At 38.2% G+C, this 25996-nt stretch carries 20 protein-coding genes; 3 read left to right on the top strand and 17 right to left on the bottom strand.

Going from position 1 to position 25996, the window contains the following annotated elements:
- Positions 1–126: 126 nt before the first annotated feature.
- From FGQ66_RS03240 to FGQ66_RS03215, 6 genes are all read right to left on the bottom strand, one after another.
- Positions 127–420 carry an ArsR/SmtB family transcription factor gene (locus FGQ66_RS03240; protein WP_005880349.1) on the bottom strand — a complete coding sequence of 98 codons (294 nt, stop codon included), beginning with the start codon at positions 418–420 and terminating at the stop codon, positions 127–129.
- A 69-nt stretch (positions 421–489) separates the two neighbouring features.
- Positions 490–2217 carry a phospho-sugar mutase gene (locus tag FGQ66_RS03235; protein ID WP_138301684.1) on the bottom strand — a complete coding sequence of 576 codons (1728 nt, stop codon included), beginning with the start codon at positions 2215–2217 and terminating at the stop codon, positions 490–492.
- A 304-nt stretch (positions 2218–2521) separates the two neighbouring features.
- Complete coding sequence (nfsA, locus tag FGQ66_RS03230) at positions 2522–3262, bottom strand: oxygen-insensitive NADPH nitroreductase (RefSeq protein ID WP_230315214.1); 741 nt, start codon at positions 3260–3262, stop codon at positions 2522–2524.
- Positions 3263–3649: 387 nt separating this feature from the next.
- Positions 3650–4603 (bottom strand): thioredoxin-disulfide reductase, encoded by a 954-nt coding sequence (gene trxB, locus FGQ66_RS03225; RefSeq protein WP_258079036.1) that lies wholly within the window; start codon positions 4601–4603, stop codon positions 3650–3652.
- A gap of 118 nt (positions 4604–4721) precedes the next feature.
- Positions 4722–6152, bottom strand: coding sequence for a 6-phospho-beta-glucosidase (locus tag FGQ66_RS03220; protein WP_005880359.1), 1431 nt, complete (start codon positions 6150–6152; stop codon positions 4722–4724).
- Positions 6152–7546 (bottom strand): 6-phospho-beta-glucosidase, encoded by a 1395-nt coding sequence (locus FGQ66_RS03215; RefSeq protein WP_138301682.1) that lies wholly within the window; start codon positions 7544–7546, stop codon positions 6152–6154. The genes FGQ66_RS03220 and FGQ66_RS03215 overlap by 1 nt, the downstream gene beginning before the upstream one ends.
- 221 nt (positions 7547–7767) lie before the next feature.
- Between FGQ66_RS03215 and FGQ66_RS03210 the strand changes: the two genes are divergently transcribed.
- On the top strand, positions 7768–8664 hold the full coding sequence (locus FGQ66_RS03210; protein ID WP_005880364.1) for a MurR/RpiR family transcriptional regulator: 897 nt from the start codon (positions 7768–7770) through the stop codon (positions 8662–8664).
- 64 nt (positions 8665–8728) lie between these two features.
- Here the strand turns inward: FGQ66_RS03210 and FGQ66_RS03205 are convergent, their stop codons facing one another.
- From FGQ66_RS03205 to FGQ66_RS03170, 9 genes are all read right to left on the bottom strand, one after another.
- Positions 8729–10621 (bottom strand): beta-glucoside-specific PTS transporter subunit IIABC, encoded by a 1893-nt coding sequence (locus FGQ66_RS03205; RefSeq protein ID WP_138301680.1) that lies wholly within the window; start codon positions 10619–10621, stop codon positions 8729–8731.
- 79 nt (positions 10622–10700) lie between these two features.
- Positions 10701–11555 carry a BglG family transcription antiterminator LicT gene (gene licT, locus FGQ66_RS03200; protein WP_113846059.1) on the bottom strand — a complete coding sequence of 285 codons (855 nt, stop codon included), beginning with the start codon at positions 11553–11555 and terminating at the stop codon, positions 10701–10703.
- Positions 11556–11873: 318 nt separating this feature from the next.
- Positions 11874–12296: a hypothetical protein gene (locus tag FGQ66_RS03195; protein ID WP_138301678.1), complete on the bottom strand. Its 423-nt coding sequence runs from the start codon at positions 12294–12296 to the stop codon at positions 11874–11876.
- 26 nt (positions 12297–12322) lie between these two features.
- Complete coding sequence (locus FGQ66_RS03190; protein ID WP_138301676.1) at positions 12323–12961, bottom strand: ATP-binding cassette domain-containing protein; 639 nt, start codon at positions 12959–12961, stop codon at positions 12323–12325.
- Between the two features lie 4 nt (positions 12962–12965).
- Positions 12966–14108 (bottom strand): DUF1430 domain-containing protein, encoded by a 1143-nt coding sequence (locus tag FGQ66_RS15355; RefSeq protein ID WP_230315213.1) that lies wholly within the window; start codon positions 14106–14108, stop codon positions 12966–12968.
- Positions 14109–14219: 111 nt separating this feature from the next.
- Entirely contained in the window at positions 14220–14999 is a 780-nt protein-coding gene (locus tag FGQ66_RS15350; RefSeq protein WP_230315212.1) for a hypothetical protein, read from the bottom strand.
- A gap of 667 nt (positions 15000–15666) precedes the next feature.
- Positions 15667–17445 (bottom strand): ABC transporter ATP-binding protein, encoded by a 1779-nt coding sequence (locus tag FGQ66_RS03180; protein ID WP_005880372.1) that lies wholly within the window; start codon positions 17443–17445, stop codon positions 15667–15669.
- Positions 17435–19195: an ABC transporter ATP-binding protein gene (locus FGQ66_RS03175; protein ID WP_138301674.1), complete on the bottom strand. Its 1761-nt coding sequence runs from the start codon at positions 19193–19195 to the stop codon at positions 17435–17437. Before FGQ66_RS03175 ends, FGQ66_RS03180 begins: the two co-directional genes overlap by 11 nt.
- A 181-nt stretch (positions 19196–19376) precedes the next feature.
- Positions 19377–19601, bottom strand: a complete 225-nt coding sequence (locus FGQ66_RS03170) for a YneF family protein (protein ID WP_005880376.1) — start codon at positions 19599–19601, stop codon at positions 19377–19379.
- A gap of 243 nt (positions 19602–19844) precedes the next feature.
- Here FGQ66_RS03170 and FGQ66_RS03165 point away from each other — a divergent pair, with 243 nt between their 5' ends.
- On the top strand, positions 19845–21419 hold the full coding sequence (locus FGQ66_RS03165; protein ID WP_138301672.1) for an Nramp family divalent metal transporter: 1575 nt from the start codon (positions 19845–19847) through the stop codon (positions 21417–21419).
- Positions 21420–21648: 229 nt separating this feature from the next.
- Here FGQ66_RS03165 and FGQ66_RS03160 read toward each other — a convergent pair whose 3' ends face one another.
- Positions 21649–22548: a deoxyribonuclease IV gene (locus tag FGQ66_RS03160; RefSeq protein ID WP_138301670.1), complete on the bottom strand. Its 900-nt coding sequence runs from the start codon at positions 22546–22548 to the stop codon at positions 21649–21651.
- Between the two features lie 306 nt (positions 22549–22854).
- Here FGQ66_RS03160 and FGQ66_RS03155 point away from each other — a divergent pair, with 306 nt between their 5' ends.
- Positions 22855–25197: a transglycosylase domain-containing protein gene (locus FGQ66_RS03155; RefSeq protein WP_138301668.1), complete on the top strand. Its 2343-nt coding sequence runs from the start codon at positions 22855–22857 to the stop codon at positions 25195–25197.
- A 294-nt stretch (positions 25198–25491) separates the two neighbouring features.
- On the opposite strand, the gene FGQ66_RS03150 is transcribed toward FGQ66_RS03155, so the two are convergent.
- Positions 25492–25983: a hypothetical protein gene (locus FGQ66_RS03150; RefSeq protein WP_171024553.1), complete on the bottom strand. Its 492-nt coding sequence runs from the start codon at positions 25981–25983 to the stop codon at positions 25492–25494.
- Positions 25984–25996: the final 13 nt, after the last annotated feature.

Genomic DNA, 25996 nt, shown 5'->3' with positions numbered 1-25996 from the left:
ATTATTTGATCATACAAAAAAAGAGTGGAGGACAAAACTAAAAATCAGTTTTGTCCCACACTTCCAAGTGATTTGACTACCACACTATTTGGCCTAGAGCCAAACAAATGTGAAAATCACCTATTTTTACTGATGTTCAACGTGTTTCAATGTTTGTTCCAAAATATCTAATACGTGGAAGTCATCTAAACTATACAAGATTGCTTTTCCTTCACGATGTGATTTAACGACATGATTTTCTCTTAACAAACGTAACTGGTGGGAAACAGCTGACTGCTCCATTTCAACTGCTTGGCTGATTGCTGTGACGTTTTGTTCACCATCTTTTAAATAGATCAAGATTTTTAATCTGGTTGGATCACTTAATACTTTAAACAACTGACTGACTTTTTCTACTTCGCTTTTCTGGTTGTCTGACAATCGGTTCACCTCCATCGAAAAAGACTGACTTCTAAAGTTTACCACTTTTTCTGTCAGTCTCAAGTCTTTTTATTCTTCTGTCATTTCTTTGATCGTTGCTTCATACCGGTTGATTTTATTTTCAGCATCCTCGGCAGATTCGCCTTTGACTCCGATATAAAACTTGATTTTCGGCTCTGTTCCTGAAGGTCGAATAGCGATCCAGCCATCTTCCTCCAATACGTATTTCAATACATCAGAAGGTGGTGTCGTCAATTTCTCAACGTTGCCTTCAGTGTCTGTTTTTGTCAATTCTTTGAAATCTTCTGTTTGAAGGACCTTAGCACCGGCGAATTCAGTTGGTGCATTATCACGGAACTGTTTCATTAGCGCAGCGATCTTAGCTGACCCTTCTTGCCCACTCATGGTAACAGATATCGTTTTTTCCGCATAGTACCCATATTTTTCGAAAATCGTTTGTAATCCATCATACAATGTTTTTCCTTGTTTCTTATAGAAAGCAGCAACTTCGGCTAATAATAGCAATGCTTGGATCGCATCTTTATCCCGTACAAATGGTTTCACTAAATAGCCATAGCTTTCCTCAAAACCGAACATAAAAGTTTGGGAATGATCTTCTTCAAATTGGTGGATTTTTTCTGCGATAAATTTGAAGCCTGTTAAAACATTCAACATCTTTGCGCCATAGCTTTCTGCAATGGCTGCAGGTAATTCGCTAGAAACAATCGATTTAAGAACAGCAGCATTTTCAGGAAGTGTACCGCGAGATTGATGTGCTTCTAGAATGTATTGAACCAACAATGCACCGATCTGGTTTCCTGTCAGTACCTTGTAAGTACCGTCTGGCTGACGTACAGCCGCCCCTAAACGGTCGGCATCTGGATCAGTAGCAATCAATAAATCTGCGTCTTCTTTTTCACCAAGACGCATCGCATATTCAAAAGCAGAATGTTCTTCTGGATTTGGTGATTTGACTGTCGTAAAGTCTGGGTCTGGGATTGCTTGCTCTGGTACTAATACAAATTGTTCAAAACCAGCTTGTTTCAATGCTCTTTCTCCAAGCATCTTACCTGTCCCATGTAATGGGGTGTACACTAATTTCAAATCTTTCCCCATTGTTTCGACTAACTCTTGATCGATCGTTACAGCTTTGATTTCTTCAAGATAAGCACGATCCACTTCTTCCCCGATAATCGTGATCAAATCACTTGCCTTTGCTTTTTCGTCTTCCAGTACTTCTACTTTCAATGGATTGCTTACTTCACGAACATATTTTGTCAATGCGTCCGCGTCAGCTGGTGGCATTTGCCCACCATCTTCTCCATATACTTTATAACCATTATAAGCGGCAGGGTTATGTGAAGCTGTCACCATGATACCCGCAAACGTATTCAAATGACGGACCGCAAAAGACAACTCAGGTGTTGGTCGTAAACTTTCAAAAACAAAAGATGGAATATCGTGTTGTGCCAACGTTTTTGCAGCTTCCATTGCAAATTCTGGTGATTGATGACGTGAATCATACGCAATTGCTACCCCGCGTTTTTTTATTTCGGTTCCTTGTGTATCCATGAAACGTGCAAGCCCTTCTGTAGCTTGTCTGACCGTATAGATGTTCATTCGATTGATTCCAGGACCTAAGATTCCTCGCATGCCAGCTGTCCCGAATTCTAATGGTGCATAAAAAGCATCTTCCAATTTTTCAGGATCTTGACGCAGATCATTTAATTGTTGTTTTAAATTTTCTTCTAAATTTTCTTCATTTGCCCATTGCTCGTATACTTGTTCCCAAGACATGAAGCTAACACCTCTTTCTAAAATATGTTCCTTCCTTAGTATAGCATTCTCTTTTTATATAGAAAAGCGCATGACACGAAAACAATACCCTATTCTCAGACAAAACCACCGTTTTTTGTTTTGATACGATTAAAAGAAAAACACTCAAAAAGAGGTGTTCAAGCATTTTTTGTAGTAATTATTTTTGTACCTAGTTCACTTTATCCACCAGCAAATGCCATGGTGGAATCAAACGATTGTTTCTATGAACGTTCATAGCCCATAGGAATCAGTTAAAACACTCCTATTTTTTAACAATCTTGTTCTATTTTTTTGCAAGACCCTGCTTGTTTAGATAGTCTTTCATTCCCATTCTAGACAATCGATGGAAACTGTTTACTGTGCCATCTCCCCACGTTTTATTACTAGAATTACCGATACGGTTAGTATAATATCGTCTTGTTGTTTCTTCATATTCATTGATGATTTCATCTGTATCCTTGTTGTATTTGTCTATATGATAGATACCCGCCATTGGAATCCTAGGTTTCAATTCATTTTTAGCTTTTGGATAACCTACAACTAATCCAAAAACAGGAAAAACATATTCTGGTAATTCTAACAGGTCAGATATTTCTACAATAGCATCGCGAATACCCCCAATATAGCAAACTCCCAAGCCCATCGATTCTGCTGCAACAGTCATATTTTGTGCAGCTAAACTTGCATCGATCGCTCCTGCTAGAATAGCGTCAACTCCTTCGAGCATTGGTTGGATATCGATATTCCTTTCTTGTGATAACCGATGTAATCTTTGCAGATCTGCACAAAAGACAAAGAAGTGACTACCTTCGGAAATAAAAGGCTGATTTCCAGCTAATTTAGCAATCTTCCCTTTTAATTTATCATCCTCTACGCCAATAATCGTGTATGCCTGTAAAAAGCTTGCAGAAGATGCGGACTGAGCAGCCAGTATCAGTTCTTTTACTTGGTCTTCATTAATTTTTTTATCCAAAAATTGTCTAACTGAAACATGTTTTTTTAATAATTCAGTTGTTTCATTCATGTGAGATTTCCCCTTATCCTTTAAATTACGTCCTATATTACCATTTTTGTACTGATCACTCAAAAAAACATTTGGTCGAAAGAGTCCACCTGTTTCTATGGTGTAAATGTAGATATCAAAAGAGGTCGTTTCGGTTTGAGAATTTGGAGGGAAAAACGATGTCGGAACATCACTTCTTAAGATAGTCATTTATCGATAAACTTCCTGTACAGACATATCTGTTTATCCCCACTAAAATGGACCACTCCCCGACAAATAGCCAGAGAGTGGTCCAAAATCTCGATTATATCTATTTTTCATTCTTTTTATCGATTGTTGGAACCAATAATAGAAGTAGGAAATGACGCCTAAGCGCCCACCTTTAACAACTAACGCTATACTTTTTGCCTAGGCTTCAGTTGGTTCGCCTAATGATTCAAGATATTTATACACTTGTTGTCCAGCAATCCCGCCATCTCCAACAGCTGTTGTGATTTGACGTAGGTCTTTTTCACGGACATCGCCGATTGCGAAGACACCTGGCATCGTTGTACGCATGTCTTGATCCGTTGGAATCCAGCCTGCTGCATTCGTCAATCCTGCTTTTTTGAATGGTTCAGTTAATGGATCAAGTCCCACATAGATGAAAACACCATCAGCCGCTAATTCGACTGTTTCATTTGTTTTGACATTGTGAGCTTTGACTCCTGTGACGACCATATCATTCCCGATGATTTCATCAGTGACCGTATCCCAGACAAAAGAAATCTTTTCATTTGCAAAAGCTCGATCTTGAATGATTTTTTGTGCGCGCAACTCATCTCTACGGTGAACGATCACTACTTCGGAAGCAAATTGAGTAAGGTAGATTGCTTCTTCTACTGCTGAATCTCCTCCACCGATGACCACTAAACGTTTGTTGCGGAAAAATGCACCATCACAAACTGCACAATAAGAAACGCCACGTCCAGCATATTCTTCTTCGCCTGGAACGCCTAATTTACGGTGGATACATCCTGTAGCAATGATCACTGTTTTTGCTTCATAGCTTTTGTCTTCACAGATGACTTCTTTATAATCGCCATGGTCTTTGATATCTTGAACGATACCATACACGTTTTCAGTGCCAAATCTTGACACACCTTCATACATTTTATACGCTAAATCCGGTCCCATGATCGAATCGAAACCTGGATAATTTTCTACTTCAGCTGTATTGTTCATTTGTCCCCCAGGAGCACCTTGTTCGATCATAGCCACTGATAGATTTGAACGTGAAGCATACAATGCGGCAGTCATACCAGCAGGTCCCGCACCAATTACGATAACATCATACATATGTACATTCCTCCATTTAGAAATCAAGTAAGCTTACTTTACAGCCTATACCAAAAAAAGTCTATTGTTCTGCTTACAATTTCGAATAGACTTATTATACTCGAAAATTCAGCTTAAAAACAATAGACTTTTTAGACTATCTTTAATTACTTAGATCTTCTCCATTTGTTGCAATCACTTTTTGATACCAGTCAAATGATTTTTTCTTTGAACGTTTCAGTGTTCCATTTCCGTAGTTATCACGATCCACGTAAATGAATCCATAACGTTTTTTCATTTCTCCTGTTCCTGCAGAAACTAGATCGATACATCCCCAAGTCGTATAGCCTAACAAATCAATTCCATCTAATTCCACTGCATCCTTCATCGCTTGGATATGCTGTGCTAAATAATCGATACGATAATCGTCTTCAACGTAGCCATTTTCATCTGGAGTATCGATTGCACCTAAGCCGTTTTCGACAATGAATAAAGGTTTTTGATAGCGATCATAGATATCGTTCATCGTTATACGCAAGCCTAAAGGATCGATTTGCCATCCCCATTCACTTTCTTTTAAATAAGGATTTTTCGCCGACGCAAAGATGTTTCCGGCGGTTTGCTCCAATAATTCTGGATCAGTGGTAGCTACTCGTGAAGAGTAATATGAAAATGAAATAAAATCGACAGTATGTTCTTTTAAAAGTGCCAAATCTTCGGATGTCATATCGATCACGATCCCATCACGTTCCATTTTCTTAAGAGCGTATGCCGGATATTCTCCTCTTGATTGAACGTCGATAAAGAAATAGTTCTCATGATCTGCCTGTCTTGATGCCCAAACATCTTCTGGTTTACACGTGAACGGATAGTTGGTCCCTGCTGCCAGCATACAGCCAACTTTATTTTCTGGATCAACTTCATGAGCAATCTTCGTAGCAATCGCACTGGCTACTAATTCATGGTGGGCAGCTTGATATTTGATTTGTTCAATATTGTCGCCTTCTTCAAAGTAGAGTCCAGCACCCATAAATGGAGCGTGGAGGATCATATTGATTTCATTGAAGGTTAGCCAATAATGGACCAAACCTTTATAACGATTGAAGATCACCTGACAAAGGTTTTCATAAAAACCGATCAGTTCCCGTGATCGCCAAGCACCATATTCTTCGACCAAATGCATTGGGCAATCGAAATGTGTGATGGTCACCAAGGGTTCAATGCCATATTTTTGGCATTCCTTGAATACATCTTCGTAGAATTTCAATCCTTCTTCATTTGGTTCCTTTTCATCCCCTTTTGGAAAAATACGACTCCAAGCGATGGACATCCGATAGGTTTTGAAACCCATTTCTGCAAATAGTGCGATATCTTCTTTGTAGTTGTGGTACATATCGATTGCTTCTTTTGCAGGATAGAAATGTTCCTCATCAAAATCAAACATCTTTTTTTGACCAGTAATCACAGAAAATCGATCCTCACCGATAGGAACGACATCGACATTCGCTAAACCACGACCACCTTCATCATAGCCACCTTCACATTGATTGGCAGCTGTAGCTCCGCCCCATAAAAAATCTTTTCTAAATGCCATTATATCTCCTCCGTCACTTTGATTAAATTTCGTGCAACTTCATCTTTTACTTCAATACCTTCTTCTTTCAAACGGTCGATCGTTTGCTTGAATTGTGGTAAATACGCTTCATGGGCAATAAACAATTCATCCATGATTCGCTTGGCAGTCTCGCCAGAACGGACCAACGGGTTGATCGTAAAGGCTTGGAGTGCTGTGCCATAATCGCCTGTTACAGCTGCTTCGATCGTCAATAACTCCATGTTCTTCATCATTTGGAGCCAGCCTCTTTCTGCAGGTGGTAAAGAACCGAAGGCAACATTTCTGGCCCCATTCGCACCCACGTAAGCTGTCACTTCAACTACACAATCCGCTGGCAGATCAGGGACCGCTCCATCATTTTTCGTAGAAACCACGATTTGTGTCTCTTTATTCCCATAGATAGAAGCAATCGTTTCGCAAGCCGCATCTGAATAATATGCGCCTCCACGTTTTTGTAATTGTTCTGGCTTATGATCTAACTTAGGATCTTTGTATAATTCAAATAATTCTGCTTCTGTTTCTTTCACTTGTTGTGCTCTTGTTCCGATCGTTCGATACTCCTCTAACGCGTGTTGAAGCATTTCTTCTTCCCGATAGTAATAGCGATGGTATCCACAAGGAATCATTTGCATTTGTTTTAATTGTTCTTTAAAGAAAGGAACATCAAAGATATTTTTCGGTAAGCCATTATCATCCGCATACAATCGATCAATCAACTCATTTGTGCGATCATTCCCTTTCGCATCCGCTACTTTATGCCAATGGAAATGATTCAACCCAGCAAATTTATAGATAAGATCTTCTTTCGCCTCTCCTAACATTCCTGGTTCCGTCATCATGGCCATTACTGGAACATTGCACAGACCGATGACTTTTTCCCAGTGTCCGTAACGCACAACTGCTTCTGTGACCATCCCACTTGGATTAGCAAAATTGATCAGCCAAGCATTCGGGCAAAGCTGTTTCATTTCTTCTACGATAGCCAGAACGACTGGGATCGTGCGAAACGCTTTGAACATTCCTCCCGCACCATTCGTTTCTTGCCCCAACATACCGTAGTAAGCAGGGATACGTTCGTCTTTCACTCGTGCATCAAGCTGGCCAACTCGAAACTGCGTGGTAACAAAATCGGCGTCTTTCAATGCTTCTTTTCTGTTCAATGTTGCATAGATCTGAACGTCATATGGGGAAGCATCCCACATACGCTGTGACATTTCACGGACGATCCTTAGTTTTTCACTTCCTTCTTCCACATCGACTAACCATATTTCTCTAATAGGTAATTCTTCATATCGCTTAATAAAACCTTCCATCAATTCAGGGGTATAGCTACTTCCTCCGCCAATCGTTGCAATCTTGACTCCTTGCTTCATAGACTCACTCCTTCATTTCGTTTACAACTATATTATGTTTCTTGTAAAAAAATATCTCAATATTTTGTCGCTTTTTTGAATATCGATTTACAGATATTCGTTTATATACAGATTTATTTGTAAAAATCCTGCGCATAAGGCTAGTAACAATTGACACTACCTTTTATAACGTTTACAATTCATTTACATAAAATTCTAAAAAACTGCAAAGGAGATGCAACATGTTATTACAGGAGAAAATAAAACAAACCTCTTTTTCACCATCTGAAACTGTTGTTATCGAATTTATTCAAACGCATGAACATCAGCTAAATGAATTGACGATCCAGCAAATTGCCAAAACATGTTACGTTCATCCTTCTACATTGATACGGATAGCAAAGAAACTCGGCTTTAGCGGGTGGGTGACTTTTAAAGAAGCTTTGGTTACAGAAACAGAATATCTTGAAGGCAATTTTCAAGAAGTCGATGCCAATCTTCCCTTTTTAGAAAACGAAGGGATCATGACCATTGCAAACAAAATTGCTTCTCTAGAACGGATGACGATTGAAGATACGTTATCTCTCCTCCATCACGATGAACTACAAAAAGCAAAACAGCTTTTATTGAGAGCAAAAAAAATCGTCCTTTTTTCCAGCAACTCCAACACATTGATTTCTCAAGACTTTATGCTAAAAATGAAACGGATCAAACACGATGTCACAATCGTCACAACTTTCGGGGAAACATACTACGAAGCCTACAACTGTACCCCTGACACCTGTGCAATCTTGATCTCTTATACTGGAGAAAATAAAACGATCCTACGTACAGCAGCCATTTTACAGGAAATCCACGTTCCCATTTTGGCTCTAACCAGTATTGGAGATTCGACCCTTTCTTCTCTCAGTACAGCTGTATTACGCATGACTACAAGAGAACGCTTATATTCAAAAATCAGTAACTTTACCATCAATACATCGATCTGTTATTTGCTAGATGTGTTATACGGATGTGTGTTTGCCGAAGATTATCAAAGAAATTTAGATCATCTGATTAAAATCGGTCAAAAAGTGGATAATCGACCAATCAGTTCATCGATCATGGAAGAGCCCTCCACTTATTTACGCAACTCTTAATCGCAAGTGTGCTCCGTTTGTTCTTGTTTGCCAATGAATAAACGGAGCACACTCTTTCTTCCACTTATAGACTCGTCACAGCAGTAAGCAGCTCATCGCCATTATTGACGGTGATTCCTGTTTTTTCAGCTATTGATTCATAATCCGTTGCATTGGTTATGATCACTGGGGTCTCGATGCTATACCCTGCTTTTTCAATACCTTCCTTATCAAATTTGAGAAGTACTTGGCCTTTCGTCACTTTGTCACCTTGTGCAACAAATGATTGGAAATATTTTCCTTCCAATTGAACGGTATCTACACCCACGTGGATCAATAATTCGAGGCCTGTCTCTGACACTAATCCAATCGCATGTTTTGTTGGAAATAAAGTCAAGACTGTTCCATCAAACGGTGCTAAAACTTCCCCTTTATCTGGATAAATCAAACTACCTTTTCCTATTACTCCCTTAGCAAATGCTTGATCAATTGCTTGGTCTAACGGTGTGACGCGCCCTTCAATCGGTGTCAGCACAATTTCTTTTCTTTTATCATCAATAGTACTCGTTGTTTCTGGTGTTTGATCTCTCCATAAAAAGAATGTGAGGAAAAAGCCAATGACAGAAGCGATCGCTATACCGATAAATGCGTGATACATCCCACTTGCATCCGTTCCCGTTAGATAGTTTACTACGCCGAAGATACCTAATCCGCCCATCGTATACCCAGTTGCCCCTGAAACCATCAGATAAATTCCTGAGATACTGCCACCGATCATTGAAAAAATAAATGGCTTTTTATTCGGAAGTGTAATCCCATAGATCGCTGGTTCAGTTACACCAAAAATACCGGATATGACTGCCGGCATACACAATGCCTTCATCTTTTTATCCTTAAACTTGAAATACATCGCAAGCACTACTGCTGTTTGTGCAAAACTAGCACCGAAAACTGCCGTCAATATTTGACTAGATCCATTTTGTGCCACCTGCATGATTGCAAGAGGGATGACACTCCAATGCAATCCGAAAATAACCAGAACTTGCCAAAAGAAACCAAGAACCGCACCATACACAGCAGGAGAAAAAGCCATCAAAGACTGAAAGCTAGTACTTAGTAGTTCCGTCAATAAGCTAACGATCGGTCCAATGACTAAAAATCCGATCGGTAAGGCAATCAGCAGAACCGAAAAAGGAACAACAAAGGTTTGGACAACAACTGGGATCAATTTTTTAGCGATTTTTTGGATCTGTCCAGCAAACGCAATGATAAAAATTACCGGTACCACACTACTCGTGTAACTAGCTCCTACCCATGGAATCCCCAAAAAAGTTTCATAAGCGGGCAATCCTAGTAAATGATACGGTGCTCCTACTCCAGGTGTAGCTGCTTCAAATCCACTTTGCAAAGCGGGACCTTGAACAGTCGGGTAACAAAGCGCTGCGCCAATCACGATCCCTACCATTGGGTTCAAATGAAATTTCTTGGCAGCTGTATACCCTAAGATTACTGGCATAAAGTAAAAAATTGCATCGCCGATTCCATTAAGCATCGTATACGTCCCGGAATTATCTGCATAAAACCCTAAAAATAGGAACAAGGCATTTAACCCTTTCACCATCCCTGCAGCAGCCATCGCTCCAAGAAACGGTTGAAAACAGCCACTTAAAATATCGATCAGGCGATTAAATAGATTTCCCTCTTGCGTCAGCTCACCGCCCTCTTCTCCTATACCTGCCACGGTCACTACTTCGCTATACACATCTGGGACATGGTTCCCTATCACCACTTGGTACTGTCCCCCGCTTTTCATGACTGTCACTACACCAGACATCTTTTTCAGCTTTTCATCTAGTGCCTTATTTTCATCTTTCAATTTAAAACGTAACCGTGTAATACAATGAGTCAAACCATGAATGTTTTCTTTTCCTCCAATTGCTTGAACGATTTCTTCTGCTAATGTTTGATATTTCCCCATTTTTTTCCCTCCATTGATTTGAAGGTTTAGCCAACTAAATGTCACCATCCTTTTTATATTTGTCTTGCTTTCTCCTTTCTTAATTTTTCAAACGATACTCATGCCTCAATCGTGCGACATGAATCGTTAAATACACGATTTCATCTTGAGAAACTTGGTAATCCAGACTCTCATCTAAAAAAAATGCAATTTTTTTCACGCATTGAAGCGCAACTGGGTATTTTCGTTGGATCACTTGCACTAACTCTTCTTCCACATCGCTATCCACTGGTTTAGACGTGTTCATGATACGTGTCAGAAAAAAGCGTAAATGTGTGACAAATCGAAAAAAAGCAACTGATTCTTCATCGAACGTCATTTGATAATAGTAACGAACAATGTTCAAAATATCTTGAAGTGTTTTTGTAAAAAGATACATATTCTCCAATTGATTGCGATCTGTCTGAGCATTGACCAAATGTAAGGCAATAAAACCTGCTTCATTTTCAGATAACTCAATCCCATGATCATCCAACATTTTTTCGAGCATCCGTTTGCCGATTTGAAACTCTTTTGGAAATAATTGCTTGATGTCATAAAGTAAAACATTCGGGAGCTCGATTCCTTTTTGTTTCCGTTTGATCGCTGTATAAAGATGGTCTGTCAAAGAAATATAAATTGATTCATTTAATGGTACGCGCAACATTTTTTTCGTATCTTCGATGATTTCATACGACCATTCGATATACTTCAACGGAATTTCTTGTACTAATTTTTGGAAATATTTCGCTACCCGATCGTCTGCCAGCTGAAATTTCTTATCAATACATTTTTCTGCAATTTTGTCCCCCGTCTTTTTCTTATAAGCTAATCCCTTCCCCATCACGATCATTTCCTGATTCAACTCATTTCTTGTGATCACGACATTGTTATTCAATATTTTCTCGATCCGCATGGCTTCTCCTTTCTATGATACATACTCAATACTGGTTCAGAGCAAAAAGAAAAACCTAAAAAGTCTCCCCTCAAGATACAAGGTGACTCATTAGGTTTAGCTTGCGTGATGCAATCACTATCCAAGTTATTTTGTTTTCTCTATCTTAGCGAAAGCAGAAATAAATGTCAACGCTTTCTTTTGTACGTACTATAAAATTTCACTGAAAATCAAATAGCTGCCTGAAACGATTTTGCATCAACTCTAGGGCGAAAAATATTAGGCAAAGAAGCGATATCTTTTTATGTAATAACGCATGCAACAAGTTAACTCAAATACTTAGTACCATCTAGTAGGATTGTACCAACAAGAAAAAGTATCGTTTTTTCCACCAGTCGCTTTCGCATAAGCCCACTTTTTATTCGTAGCATTTGCTGACTTCACTACACTTCCTACTTTTGCTTTTGCACCATGACGATTGTACATATGGCTGTAGTGATTCGAATTACCTATTTTTTTATTCCCTGATTTTTCCGAATAATAGACCCATCTTCCAGAACTATGATTAATTGTAGCGCGTGAGTGAATCGTTTTTGGTAGAGATGAATCAATGATATTGCCTGCAGCATCAAAATGAATGTAGCCTGGTTGTGTGGAAGAATAATCCAATTCACCTACTTCATTTGCGGCACTATTTTCAGATACAGCCAAACATCCTATAGTTGCTGAAACGACGACAACGATTTGCATTACTATTTTCATTTTAATCTTCCCTTCTCTCTTTAAAATCAAAGCATCATACACTTTGTTCCCAAGGTTGCTAACTCGGTATCATGCGTTACTACTATAACTAAACGTTCCTCAGCAACTAACTCTTGCAGAATACTGAAAATGATTTTCTTGTTCGAATCATCTAACGCACCTGTGGGCTCATCTGCAAGAATGATCCTTCCGTTCTTCAAAAATGTCCTAGCCAAGGCAATTCGCTGCTTTTCTCCTCCAGATAGTAAATATACAGGTGTTTTCAACCTCTTCTCTAACCCAACTTTCTTCAAGATTTCTATCTTTGATGTTTTTCTTTCTTTCATAGACATTTTTTTAAATCTCAATCCAATATCTAGGTTAAAATCAATTGTTTCATACTCGATCAAACCAAAATCTTGAAACAAAAAAGAGATTTCCTTTCTTTTAATCTCCATCTTTTCTTTGTTCCTCAGCTTATTTACGGACTTTCCAAATATATGAAATTCTCCAGAAGTAAATTCCTGGTTTAAACCTAATATATTTAACAACGTACTTTTTCCGGCGCCGCTCTTGCCCAAAATAGTAATCAATTCTCCTGTGTTTGCGGAAAAATCATCCAAATGGAAAAGTCGCTGTTTATTGACTATCTTCGTACAATTTTTTATAGAAAAAATTTCTGTCATCCCATCACCATCCTGAAAGTATAACTAAGTTACTTTTCTTTTCGATATAGAGCAAAAAGACAATAGTCGTACCTAAATCGATTATTAGAAGCATGAACATATTTATAACGATCCTTAAATCACTCTCCCAAAAGACAAACATCGCGATAGTTGTTAAAATCCATTTAAAGAAGGTTAGTATAAGCAATGTTCGATAGGTAGAAAACATAGAGTATCCACTTAATCTTAGTAATGCAATTGTTCTTTTGTTATAAATGAATAAAATACTTAATACGAAGAAATTCAAAGAAAAAAACGAACTAGCGGTTACAAGGAAAATACTCACTACCTGCCCCAAGGACCTGCTTGTCATCTTCACTACGATTTCTTCTGCTCTAGTATATGGATGCAATAGCTGTAAATTGTCACTCAGCTGATTTGCTTCAACTAAGTTTAAAATTTTCTCTCTATTTTTTTGATTCGTTTTTACCTTCAAAGGTGGTGCACTGTCCCCATCAATGATGTTTCTTTCCCAAAAGGTACTATTCATGAGTGTTATAACTTCTATAAAGGGATAATCCTTAAGCCACCGATCATGTAAAGTGAACGTATATATCGACTGATCCCCCTCAATAAAATAAACTTTTATGTCTCGATTATAAAGTTCCTCATAATAACTGAGCACTTCGTCTAAGACATTCCCTGCTTTCTTTTCTTTGTAACGTTTAGGAATCAAGAGAATCGTTCTCTGCTCTTGTTCATCAATATAAATTCGCTCTCTTCTTTCATCGAGAAGCTGAAATTTTTTGAGATAATTAGGATTAATCTTGATTCCCCTACCAAAAACTTCATTTTCCTTTATACGATAATCAGATAAATTTACAAGTATACTTCCTTGTTCATTTAAAGCTTCGTACAAAGAATCGTCTACATGCTTTTGAAGTTGATCTGAATAGATGAATTCTACATGATTTTTTCCAATTGTCATTGGGTAGAATACCTCATAATTTTCAGAAGCAATTTCTTTAGGTACTTCATACTTAGGCAACAAATTTGTTGCAGCTAAAATAATCTCTGGCAAATCCATAGTTGTTGTACTGAGAATAAAAGAAAATACTAGACTGATACCGAATGTTACAAATTGAAGATATTTGAGTCTTTTTTTCATTGTAGGTAACTTGATAATCAGATAAACAAAAACAAGCGAAGCAAAGTATGAACTTACTATTAATACTGTAAGTAAAAAAGTGAACAGTATAAATTGTTCCCGTAATATAATCTACATCATAACTAGCTCACATACTACTACACCTAACAAAAGAAGGAGCAACTTGTTACCAAGCAGCATATGCACAATATGTTTGACAGAAAAACCATAATTAGATAATAGACCAATTTCTCTGATTGCTATCAAGTAATAGGAACCTAATACAGCGATAAAGAAGAGTAGGCCAACTTGAATATAAAAAGAAGACTGATACAGATCAGTATTTCCTATTGGAGAATAGTTCCGTTCATTGTTAAAATCATCAAAACGCTCTATTCCATGAGTGGATTGAAAGATTTCGTTATACTTTTTGCTAAATTCTTTTATGTACCCTTCATACTCTTCTTTATCAGAGGTCAGTATAAAAAATTCTCCTTCGAAGTCCTTTTTCCGGATTGATTGCTGTATATTTTCGATACGAAAATTGGTATTTGAGAATGGCAACTTGAAGTTTGATGGTTCTTTTTGATCTTGATAATAGAAAATAATTTCAAGCTTAGGGCTGATTTTAAAGTTGAAACTTTCATTTATCTCATGCGATTCATTTGTCACTTTCTTCATATATGGGATATTCGTCTTTAAAGAAATATCCTCAAACAAAGAAAGGAGTTGACGGTATTCTGATTCCTGAACAAAAATTTTCGGTATACGTAATGGCGAATAACTACTCGTATGATTGAAAATATCTATTGTTTTATTCAGATTTTGGTTATTGATCGTTGAAAAAGCAATACCGATAGTTAACAAACTAAAAAGAAAACATAAAAATACCTTCACTATTTTTTTTGTCATTTTCCTTCAATCCTTTAAGAAACTCAAGATATAGCTACAGCCTAAGACATTTTCTCCATTCGGATAACTTCTCCTTTCTATTGTTTATGGTCAAAACTGTTTCGAAAACAATGAAAAACTAAAAAGTCCGTCATCAAAATCAGATCTATGATACATGTAGTATGTATGTGAGACCCTACCCCCTGTTCTCTGATCGTATCTACTGCCAACCTGCACGACGATTGTTTTGTTGCTGATTTAACTTGTTGCCCCTACTTTCTCGACTACTCTTTCATTTTTTATGTATTGACTTTGAGCTTCAACCACCTCTACTAAAAACAGAAAATAGAATAAACTGGTGACGAACTTATTATCACATCACTACTTTTATGTATTAAAGCTCTCTATAGACAGTTCTTTTGATATTCATAGAAAAGAACTATATTTTTTTAAACTGTATTTTATTTGATTATAAATCAATAACAAAAGTAATAATTTTTTTGCAAAAATTTTTTTCAAAAGAAAAATATAAACATACTTCTTTCGATTTTTACACATTTGCTAGGTCGATGAAAAAACATGAGACCATGAATATTCGAAGGTATCAAAAAAGAAAGAAAAAATGATTTTTGAAAAATCACTTCTTCTTTCTCTGAGTTAAAATACTTCTGTTGTAGTCTCTCGTGAGTTATTCGCTCTGCAGTTTGTACATATCTGCATACAGACCTTCTTGTGCAAGTAATTCTGCGTGGGTACCTCGTTCAACGATATTCCCCTTATCAAGCACAAGGATTAACTCAGCATCCCGAATCGTTGATAGACGGTGGGCAATAGCAATGGTGGTTCTTCCTTGGCGCATCTTTGCCAAACCCTCTTGGATCAATCCTTCTGTTTCCGTATCAATATTCGCAGTTGCTTCATCTAACACTAAAATTTTAGGATCGGTAACGATGGTTCTAGCAAAAGTGATCAATTGCCGTTGTCCGCTAGAATAACTTGCGCCCCGTTCAATTACTTTTGCGTGGTAGCCTTTAGGTAGTTCATTGATGAATCGATCTGCTTGAACGAATTCAGCTGCTTCGCGTATTTGCTCATCCGTAATAGTTGGGTCCATCATTCGAATATTGCCAGCGATGTCCCCATAGAATAGAAAGGCATCCTGTAATACCAAGCCCATTTTTTTACGCAGTTCTTCGATCGGATATTCACGGATATCATGATCATCGATCAAAATCTGTCCTTCGTAAAATTCATAAAACCGCATCAATACATTGATGATCGAGCTCTTGCCACTTCCTGTATGACCAACTAAAGCAACCGTCTCTCCAGGATTTGCTACAAAGGAAATATTATTTAAGACATTATTTTCTCCATCATAAGAAAAACTAACATTTTTAAATTCGATTTTTCCATCGGTGATCGTTCTTGCTGCATCGGGCGCTTGTTGCGGCGTGTATTCTTCTGTATCCATGATTTTCAATATTCGGCTTCCTGCAACCATCCCATCGGTAAATACACTTAAAAAGTCCATCATTTGCGACATAGGGTTAAAGAATCCTTGGACATACGTTGTGAACGCATAGATCAAGCCGACTTCAACTGGTGATTTCAATGCATCAATCCCGAATAACGTTAATGCTAGTGCAATCGCTAACGCATACAAGAAACTGATGACTGGGCTTAAAAGGATCGAATTTGTTTTGATCATTGCATAACGAGTAGCTAAATAGTCATTATTGACTTCCTCAAACTCTTTTGCTAACCGTTTTTCTTGGCGGAATTGCTGAATGATCCGCATCCCAGAAATCGATTCATTCAATTTGGTATTCAATTGACTCAATTTTTCACGCATATTGCGGTAGATCCGTGAACTAAACTTTTGATAATACCAAATCACTACCCCTAAAATAGGTAAGAAAATCAACATCCATAAAGCAATCTTACTGTTGATCTGGAACATCGCAAGAAAAGAGGAAATGACTGCAAATATACCTGTCAATACCATCAAAAAGACATACCAGAATTCAAAAAGTGTCTCTGTATCATTTGTTACCCTTGAAACAGTTGACCCTGCAGGCGTTTGGTCAAAGTACCTCATGCCCAATGTGTGGAGCTTTTCAAATAATTTCACCCGAATATACTGGTATGTTTTCAGCGAAGCCATTGAGTACAGATACCACTGAAAGAACCAAATGATACTCTTGATGATCACTCCGAATAAATACAACCCAGCAAAAAATAGGATCACTTGAGTTGTTGCAGATTGTTTCGCTAAATGTTCATCCATGAAAGTCTGGATGATACGAGGTAACAAAATATTGACGACAGACAAAGCTAACGCAAATAAGATTGCCACGATAAATGACGACTTAAACGGTTTGGCAAAATGCATCAATCGCTTGATGATCGTCTTTTGTTCCTTCAGAGGAATCGACTTGGTCCACTCTGATTGATACTTATCTTCCATCCTCTTCACCCCCCTCGATTTTTGCTTCTAATTGCTGTTTCTCCCACATTTGCTCGTACCATCCGCCCAAGGCAAGTAATTCCTGATGCGTACCACGCTCAACGATTCTTCCCTTGTCGATGACGACGATCTCATTTGCATGCATGACACTGCTCAAACGATGGGCAGCAATGATCGTTGTTTTGTTTTTTCGTTCTTCTTTTAGATTATGCAAAATTGCTTCTTCTGTTTTCGCATCGACCGCCGATAATGCATCGTCGAGGATCAATAATTCTGGACTTTGGATCAGTGCGCGTGCAATCGAGATACGCTGCTTTTGTCCACCAGATAGTGATACTCCACGTTCGCCGACCAAGGTATCGTACCCTTTAGGCAGTGCTTTGATTTCTTGATTGATAAAAGCAGATGAAGCTGCTTCTTCTACCTTTTCAGCTGACAATTGCGGATCAGAAAAACGAATATTGTCGCGGATCGTCATGGAGAACAAGAAATGATCTTGTGGAACATAACCGATCGATCGTAAAAGTGCATCTAAAGAATATTCTTTAATTGAACGGCCACCAAACTTGATTTGCCCTTTATAGCTATCATATTCACGCATCAATAATTTGATGATCGTCGTCTTGCCAGCACCTGTTTTGCCGACAATCCCCAGAGTATCGCCTTCTTTGATTGCAAATTTGATTTGTTCAAGTGCAGGTACTTCTTCCTTAGGATAATGAAACTCTTTGATCTCTACATTGAGTTCACCCTTTGCTGGCGTTTGAATTGCACCTAATTGTTCGACGATATGTGTTTTTTCACGCAGCAATTCGCTAACGCGATCGTATGAAGCATTTCCTCTTTCAAGAACATTGAATAAACGACCAATCGCAAACATCGGCCAAACCAACATACCGATATAACTGATAAATGAAACCATTTGTCCAATGGTGATCGTACCTTCTAATACATATTTTCCACCCAAAATAATGGTTGCCACATAAGATAAACCAATGATCAACGTGATAAATGGATCAAATAGAGCATCTAAGAAGTTGACACGTTTATTTTTTGCAATGGCATTTTCGATTTTTTCTTCAAAATCCGCAAGATCTTCTTTATCTTGCCCAAATGTTTTGATTACTTTGATCCCAGTAATACTTTCCTGTGTTTTATCATTGATGCTCGAGAAAGCTTCTTGTGATTCACGAAAAGCATCATGTAATTTTGAACCTAAAATCCTTGAAGTCACAGCTAATAATGGCAACGGGATCAGCGCGATCAAAGTCAGACGCCAATCAATAAAAAATACCATTGCAATGATCGTTGTGCCTCCAGTAATCACAGAATCTGCAAACGTTAAAATACCAGCACCGGCAACATTCTGAATCGCATTTAAATCATTTGTCGCATGGGCCATCAGATCACCCGTACGGTATTTTTGATAAAATAAGCTATCCATTGCAGTGAAATGTGCAAATAAGCGTTGGCGTAATTCTTTTTCTAATCTAGCAGCACTTCCCCAAATGTTGGTACGCCAGATAAAACGAAATAGATATTGCAGAAAAGCCGCTACAACCAATACGGCAATCCAATTGAAAATGATTTTCATCGAGATATTCTTATCCGCAATCTCATCAATGATGATCCCGATCACTTTAGGAGGTACTAACTGAACTAGAGCGACGGCAAATAATGAAAAAATACCGATTAAATAGTGCTTCTTTTCTTGTTTAAAAAACCAACCTAATTTCCTAAAAATTGACATCCTTTTCCTCCTTCATACGGAACCGTCTTACCTTTTTCTTCTACTTTTTTGAAGAGCGAGTCTTTCATCAGTTAGTCGTTTGCTTACTGCATAATCATCCCAAATAGAAAAAATTACTAGAAAAATATAAAAAAAAGCAGACTGAAATCAATCAGCCCGCTAAAATGCCAGTTGAAAAAACCTATTTTTTCCCTTGGTTTTTCATTTGTTGCATCATCTGACGAATTTTCTTTTCAGATGGTTTTTGCCCCATTGACATCATCATTGATCGTAACATTTCCTCATTGACGGGAGGATTTTTTTCTAAGTAATCTTTCATATATTTACGCGCAAAAAAGAATCCACCGATTGCGCCGATTAATAAAGCAATAATTGCAATAAGTACGACTATTCCTGTTGATACCATGTAAATCTCTCCTTTCTGTTTCCGAATTGCTCTCAGTGATTTATTTTACTAAAGATTGTCCAAAAAAGAAAGGCGTTTTCTTTAGAAACATTTAAAAAATTTCTTTTTAGCCGAATTTATGGTTTTCTACGCCAAAACGGGGAACTGTAAACTTTTTTTAGGCGCACCGAATTTTTTCCTTTCATTTTTTTGGGGACAGGTGTAGAATAAACTCGATAAGAAAAGAGGAAAGGTGGTTTTTTCTTGGATAAACAATCGCAAAAGCATAAATTAATCGAACATACCAATGGACTTTCTTTATCTGAAATCAATGGTACTGTGAAAGTTCCTAAAAATAAGAGCTTTTTCAAAACTTTACTTGCTTATTCTGGTCCTGGCGCGTTAGTCGCTGTAGGATATATGGACCCAGGAAACTGGTCGACTTCCATCACAGGGGGGCAAAACTTTCAATATTTACTGATGTCAGTTATTTTGATGTCTAGTTTGATCGCCATGTTGCTCCAATACATGGCTGCTAAATTAGGGATCGTCAGTCAAATGGACCTTGCACAAGCGATCAGAGCACGAACAAGCAAATCGCTTGGTATCGTCTTATGGATCCTGACTGAATTAGCGATCATGGCAACAGATATTGCTGAAGTAATCGGTGCAGCAATTGCACTTTATCTCCTATTCAATATTCCCTTAGTGATTGCCGTTTTTATCACCGTCTTGGATGTCTTCATTTTGTTGATGTTGACTAAGATCGGTTTTCGTAAAATCGAAGCAATCGTCGTTTGTTTGATCTTTGTCATTTTATTTGTCTTTGTTTACCAAGTGGCACTATCTAATCCAGACTGGAAAAATTTATTTGCAGGTTTTGTTCCTAATGGAAAGACATTTGCAGATTCGCCAGTTATTGGTGGTGAAACACCATTGACCGGGGCGTTAGGAATCATCGGAGCTACAGTGATGCCTCACAATCTATACTTGCATTCTGCAGTTTCTCAAACACGAGAAATTGACCGAGAAGACTCCTCCGATATTGCTAGAGCAGTTCGTTTTTCGACTTGGGATTCAAACATCCAATTATCGATGGCCTTTTTAGTCAACGCACTATTGTTGATCATGGGGGTTGCCGTTTTTAAAAACGGTTCTGTTCAAGATCCATCATTCTTCGGACTATATGAAGCATTGTCTGATCCTTCAGCAATGAGTAATGGCGTATTGATTACTGTAGCAAAATCAGGAATCTTATCCACGCTCTTTGCAGTTGCTCTTCTTGCTTCTGGACAAAACTCAACGATCACAGGTACCTTGACTGGGCAAGTAATCATGGAAGGCTTCATCCACATGCGTATGCCAATCTGGTTGCGACGTCTAGTCACACGTTTGTTATCGGTCATTCCGGTCTTGATCTGTGTGCTGTATACAAGTACGAAAGGCCCAATCGAAGAACACATTGCTTTAAATAATCTGATGAATGAGTCACAAGTATTCTTAGCCTTTGCCTTACCATTTTCAATGATTCCATTATTGATGATGACGAATAGCGAAGCAGAGATGGGCAAACAATTCAAAAACAACTTGCTTGTCAAGATACTCGGTTGGTTCTCCGTTCTCAGCCTGACGTATTTGAACCTCCGCGGCTTGCCTGGGCAAATTGAAAGTTTCTTTGGAGATCAAGCCTCTGCCAGTGAATTAGCCCTAGCAGATCAGATTGCCTACGTTCTCATTTTCGTTGTCTTAGGGTTATTATGTTGGACGGTCGTTGACTTATATAAAGGAAATAAAAAACATCAACAGCGATTACAGCAGATGACAGAGGAACTCGATTAAGAATCAACCACAAAGGAGTGGCATGAGCTAGTCATTTCAGGCTCACACACCCAAGATATTGTTTCACTTTACTTTCCAAAAAAATACGCCTTCAATCACTAAAAATTTGAAGTTCAAATTTTAGGATTGACGGCGTATTTTTTTACAAATCAGGATGGTAGATTAGGACAACGAGCCAACGAGAGAAGTACTACACTACCTTTCTCACTAGCCATGCCAACCATTTCTTTTATTTGCTTTCTTCAAGCAACAATTCTGGAAATGCTTCTGGATCGAATACTTGCGTCTTGAACATCGTGATTTCTTTTCCATATGGCGCATATGCCGTTTTCTTTTCTTTTCCAACATATGGCGTTTCTAAAATCTTAGGAATAGCAGCAAATCTTGGTTCATGGACAATTTCATTCAATGTTTCAAAACCAATCGTACCAAAACCAATATTGGCATGTCGATCTTTATGGGCTCCTTGCGGATTTTTTGAATCATTGATGTGTAAAACTTTCAATCGATCCAAGCCGATCACTTTATCAAACTCGGTCATCACACCAGAAAAGTCATTACGAACATCATACCCAGCATCATTGGTATGACAAGTGTCAAACGTAACAGACAGCTTTTCATTCAATACGACTCCATCAATGATCTGTGCTAGTTCTTCAAATGTACGACCTACTTCTGTTCCTTTCCCCGCCATCGTTTCTAAAGCAATTTGCGCAGTCTGTTCTTTTGTTAATACTTCATTTAGACCTTCAACGATTTTCTTGATCCCTGCTTCTGCCCCTGCACCAACATGGGCACCAGGATGCAAAGTGATCTGTTTCGCACCTAGGGCTTCCGCTCGTACGATTTCTTCTCTTAAAAACTGCACGGCAAAAGGAAACATCTCAGGCTTGATCGTATTCCCTAAATTAATGATATATGGTGCATGAACGACAATATCAGATAATCCATGTTCCTCCATATATTGCTTTCCAGCCTCAATATTCATTTCTTCGATAGCTTTACGTCTTGTGTTCTGGGGAGCGCCAGTGTAGATCATAAAAGTGGAAGCCCCATAACTAGCAGCCTCTTCTGCTGCGCCTAAAAGCATTTTTTTCCCACTCATACTTACATGTGAACCTAATAACATAAAAAGATTTCCTCCTCGAACAGCTCTACCTCAACTTTCTAGCGGAAAACCGTTCTATCTATTTAAAATCAGCGATTCGCTTTTTTCATCCTCTCTATCTTAACTGAAACACGAAACAAAGAAAAGTTTGAAAACTCAACGTAAAAGGAAAAATCCCTTTTAGTTCATGCATCGCCTATCAGCTAAATCGGTGATGTTTTTTTGATCAGAAATAAATAAATCCTTACAAAAACTCCCCCATCTGTTTTTTTGATTCATTATTTGCTATAATTAGCGAAATAAAACCATTAGTTGAGGTGAACCCTTTTGCCACGTAAAGATACTCGGAAAAAGCGAAATCAAAAGAAAAAGCAAAAATGGTTTGTACCCAAAATTATTTTTGGTGTCTTCCAGTCATTAACAGCTTTTATCATCGTTCTTCTTTTGCTTCTCGCAGCACTAGGAGTCGGCATTGGTGCTGGCTACTTTGCATATCTAGTTGAAGATACAGAAATGCCGACCAAAGAAATACTACAAACAGAACTTGGCAATATTACAGAAACATCGAAACTTGTCTACGCGGATAATTCAGAGATCTCAAAGATCCAAACTGATTTAATGCGTACGACCGTTCCATCTGATCAAATTTCGCCATTGTTGAAAACAGCGATCATCAGCACAGAGGATGAATATTTTGAAGAACACAAAGGATACGTTCCTAAAGCAGTACTACGTGCCCTATTCTCTGAAGCTACAGGAATCGGTTCTTCTGGTGGATCAACCTTGACGCAACAATTAGTCAAACAACAGATACTAACAGATGAAACAACCTTCAAACGTAAAGCAAACGAAATTTTACTTGCGGCACAGGTTGAAAAGTATTTCTCAAAAAATGAGATCATATCGACCTACTTGAATGTCTCACCATTTGGTAGAAACAACAAAGGACAAAATATTGCAGGAGTCCAAGAAGCAGCGAAAGGTATCTTTGGTGTCAATGCCAAAGATGTGACCTTACCACAAGCAGCATTTATTGCTGGATTACCACAAAGCCCGATCACCTATAGTCCTTATACAAATACAGGCGCCTTGAAAGAAGATCTTTCTGCCGGGCTGAATCGTAAAGATATTGTACTATTCAGCATGTACCGTGAAAATAAAATCACCAAAGAACAATATGACGAGGCAAAAGCCTATGATCTTACTAAAGATTTTCTACCGCAACAAGTAGCAGAACAAAATGATCGTGAGTATTTGTATTATACAGTCATGAATGAAGCAACGAAGATCGTGACAAAACAACTGGCAGACAAAGATAAAGCTGATCTGACAGATGGTGACACCTATGACGCCTATTACCAAAAGGCACAACAAACGATCCAGAACAAAGGCTATACGATCCATTCAACGATCGACAAAAATATTTACGCCGCAATGCAAGCAGGTGTTCAAAATTACGGCTATCTGTTAGATGACGGCACTGCAACTCAAGTCGAGACTGGGAACGTATTGATGGATAACAAAACTGGACGAATCTATGGATTTGTTGGTGGTCGTAATTATTTACAAAATCAAAACAATCATGCCTTTGATACAGAAAGACAAGCAGGTTCATCGATCAAGCCAGTCCTTGTGTATGGCCCAGCCATCGATATGGGGTTAGTTGGCTCCGAATCTCGTGTGTCTGACTATGCCACAACTTGGCAAGAAGGCGCAAATGCTGGTGAAAAAATCGTCAACGCAACCAATGAGGGATCAAACACATTCCAAACGATCCGTGAATCTTTGGAATGGTCAAACAACATTCCCGCTTATCATTTATACCAAGATGTCTTGAATAATGGCGGATCGAAACAGTATGCCTATGACAGTTATCTAGCTAAGATGAACTATCCGGCAAATGCCAATTGGGGTGTTGAGTCTGCACCATTAGGAACGATCGATGTGACCACCCTCCAACAAACCAATGGCTTCCAAGCATTGGCGAATGGCGGTGTCTATCAAGAAGGTTATCTGATCGATTCCATTACGGATAATGCTGGCAATGTCATCTACAAGCATGAAGAAAAACCAGTCCGTATCTATTCTGAAGCAGCCGCTTCGATCATGAACGATATGATGCGTAGTGTTCTGACAACCAAAATCACCACTTCTTTCAAAGACGATATCGCTAGTTTGAATAGCGACTTGGGTCAAGCCGATTGGGTGGGGAAAACAGGTACTACCAATGAATATCGTGACTCTTGGTTGATTGTTTCAACTCCAGCAATCACTATCAGTAGTTGGACAGGTCATGATGACAATACAGCAATGAACTCCAGAGCACGAATACGTTCTTCTCAATATTTAGCAAATTTGATCAATCAAGTTTATCAAGCAGATCCAACGATTTTTGGTACACGCGATAAATTTGAACTATCATCCGATGTCATGAAGAAAAAAGTTGCTGCCTTTACCGGTCAAACTGCTGGTAAAGTAACTGTAGATAAGAAAACAATTGAAACACCAAATAAAACAGTTGAATCATTATGGGCAAAAAATGGTCCTGAAAAATCAACCTTTAAGTTCGGTGTTGGCGGTACAGATAAAGACTACGAAGACTATTGGAAAAAAGTGAATGCTTATAACCAAGCAAATCCAGCAAAAAAAGAAGACAATAAAGAAGAGTAAGAAATAAATAGTAGCCCTTTATCAAATAGATCTGATAGAATATTTAAGAACATCTAAGGTAGAAGAAAAATTCTACTTTAGATGTTTTTTTAATAATCAACAAAATTTCTCAAACCTAAACGACTTTTGTCTCGGCCTCGTCCTATAAATTATTTAGAGTTAAAACTATTCTTAGGATTTTCTTGGTTTATTGAGTTATTATTTGTGCTGTCCACTTCTGCTAAAACCTCTGAAAGTCGTGCCCACAAATAGAGCACTATCCCCCATTTCTAATAATTAGTTTGCATTCCAAACCTAATTCCTATTTCTTCTATCTGCTCTTTGAGCGTTACTCGTAACCTTTTTACCAGTTTCATTTTGTTTCTCAGATTGGCCCACCACAATTCCGATTTTCTCTTTCAAGAGATTTTTATTTTGTTCTCTATTCCCACCGTTTTGGTTACTCCGCTTTAGGTCATCCTGTTGTTCATCCTGTTGTTCATTCTTTTGTGTCTTCGTCACCCTATCTATCGGTGAGGTTGTTTTTTCTTGCTTTATTAATTTTTCCATACTTATCTCAAAACTACGATTTATTTTTTTCACATCACTTATAATATCTGATAAAAAAGAATCAACCTTTTCGGGAGACCAATTCTGTTCTTTCATGGTAGAAAGAAAATCAAATGAGTAGCAATCTGTAGCTAGGCCAATCCGTTTAGCCATTATGTATCCATAAATTTCTGATTTCAAATCATCAACATCTTTTTGAGGAGCATCTGGGGTTGTATTTCTTTTCTCATGTATCACTAAACGAGTAAGT

Source organism: Enterococcus sp. BSD2780061688st2 D3, from assembly GCF_005844145.1.
Classification (GTDB): Bacteria; Bacillota; Bacilli; order Lactobacillales; family Enterococcaceae; genus Enterococcus_B; species Enterococcus_B durans.
Note: the sequence above shows the minus strand (reverse complement) of the source record. Positions and strands in the feature narration are given on the sequence as shown.

What these genes read in the sequence shown, in the direction of transcription:
- FGQ66_RS03235 (WP_138301684.1), bottom strand. Translation starts at nt 2,217, where the DNA reads ATGTCTTGGGAACAAGTATACGAGCAATGGGCAAATGAAGAAAATTTA.
- nfsA (WP_230315214.1), bottom strand. Translation starts at nt 3,262, where the DNA reads ATGAATGAAACAACTGAATTATTAAAAAAACATGTTTCAGTTAGACAA.
- FGQ66_RS03220 (WP_005880359.1), bottom strand. Translation starts at nt 6,152, where the DNA reads ATGGCATTTAGAAAAGATTTTTTATGGGGCGGAGCTACAGCTGCCAAT.
- FGQ66_RS03215 (WP_138301682.1), bottom strand. Translation starts at nt 7,546, where the DNA reads ATGAAGCAAGGAGTCAAGATTGCAACGATTGGCGGAGGAAGTAGCTAT.
- FGQ66_RS03210 (WP_005880364.1), top strand. Translation starts at nt 7,768, where the DNA reads ATGTTATTACAGGAGAAAATAAAACAAACCTCTTTTTCACCATCTGAA.
- FGQ66_RS03205 (WP_138301680.1), bottom strand. Translation starts at nt 10,621, where the DNA reads ATGGGGAAATATCAAACATTAGCAGAAGAAATCGTTCAAGCAATTGGA.
- licT (WP_113846059.1), bottom strand. Translation starts at nt 11,555, where the DNA reads ATGCGGATCGAGAAAATATTGAATAACAATGTCGTGATCACAAGAAAT.
- FGQ66_RS03195 (WP_138301678.1), bottom strand. Translation starts at nt 12,296, where the DNA reads ATGAAAATAGTAATGCAAATCGTTGTCGTCGTTTCAGCAACTATAGGA.
- FGQ66_RS03190 (WP_138301676.1), bottom strand. Translation starts at nt 12,961, where the DNA reads ATGACAGAAATTTTTTCTATAAAAAATTGTACGAAGATAGTCAATAAA.
- FGQ66_RS15355 (WP_230315213.1), bottom strand. Translation starts at nt 14,108, where the DNA reads ATGAAAAAAAGACTCAAATATCTTCAATTTGTAACATTCGGTATCAGT.
- FGQ66_RS15350 (WP_230315212.1), bottom strand. Translation starts at nt 14,999, where the DNA reads ATGACAAAAAAAATAGTGAAGGTATTTTTATGTTTTCTTTTTAGTTTG.
- FGQ66_RS03180 (WP_005880372.1), bottom strand. Translation starts at nt 17,445, where the DNA reads ATGGAAGATAAGTATCAATCAGAGTGGACCAAGTCGATTCCTCTGAAG.
- FGQ66_RS03175 (WP_138301674.1), bottom strand. Translation starts at nt 19,195, where the DNA reads ATGTCAATTTTTAGGAAATTAGGTTGGTTTTTTAAACAAGAAAAGAAG.
- FGQ66_RS03170 (WP_005880376.1), bottom strand. Translation starts at nt 19,601, where the DNA reads ATGGTATCAACAGGAATAGTCGTACTTATTGCAATTATTGCTTTATTA.
- FGQ66_RS03160 (WP_138301670.1), bottom strand. Translation starts at nt 22,548, where the DNA reads ATGTTATTAGGTTCACATGTAAGTATGAGTGGGAAAAAAATGCTTTTA.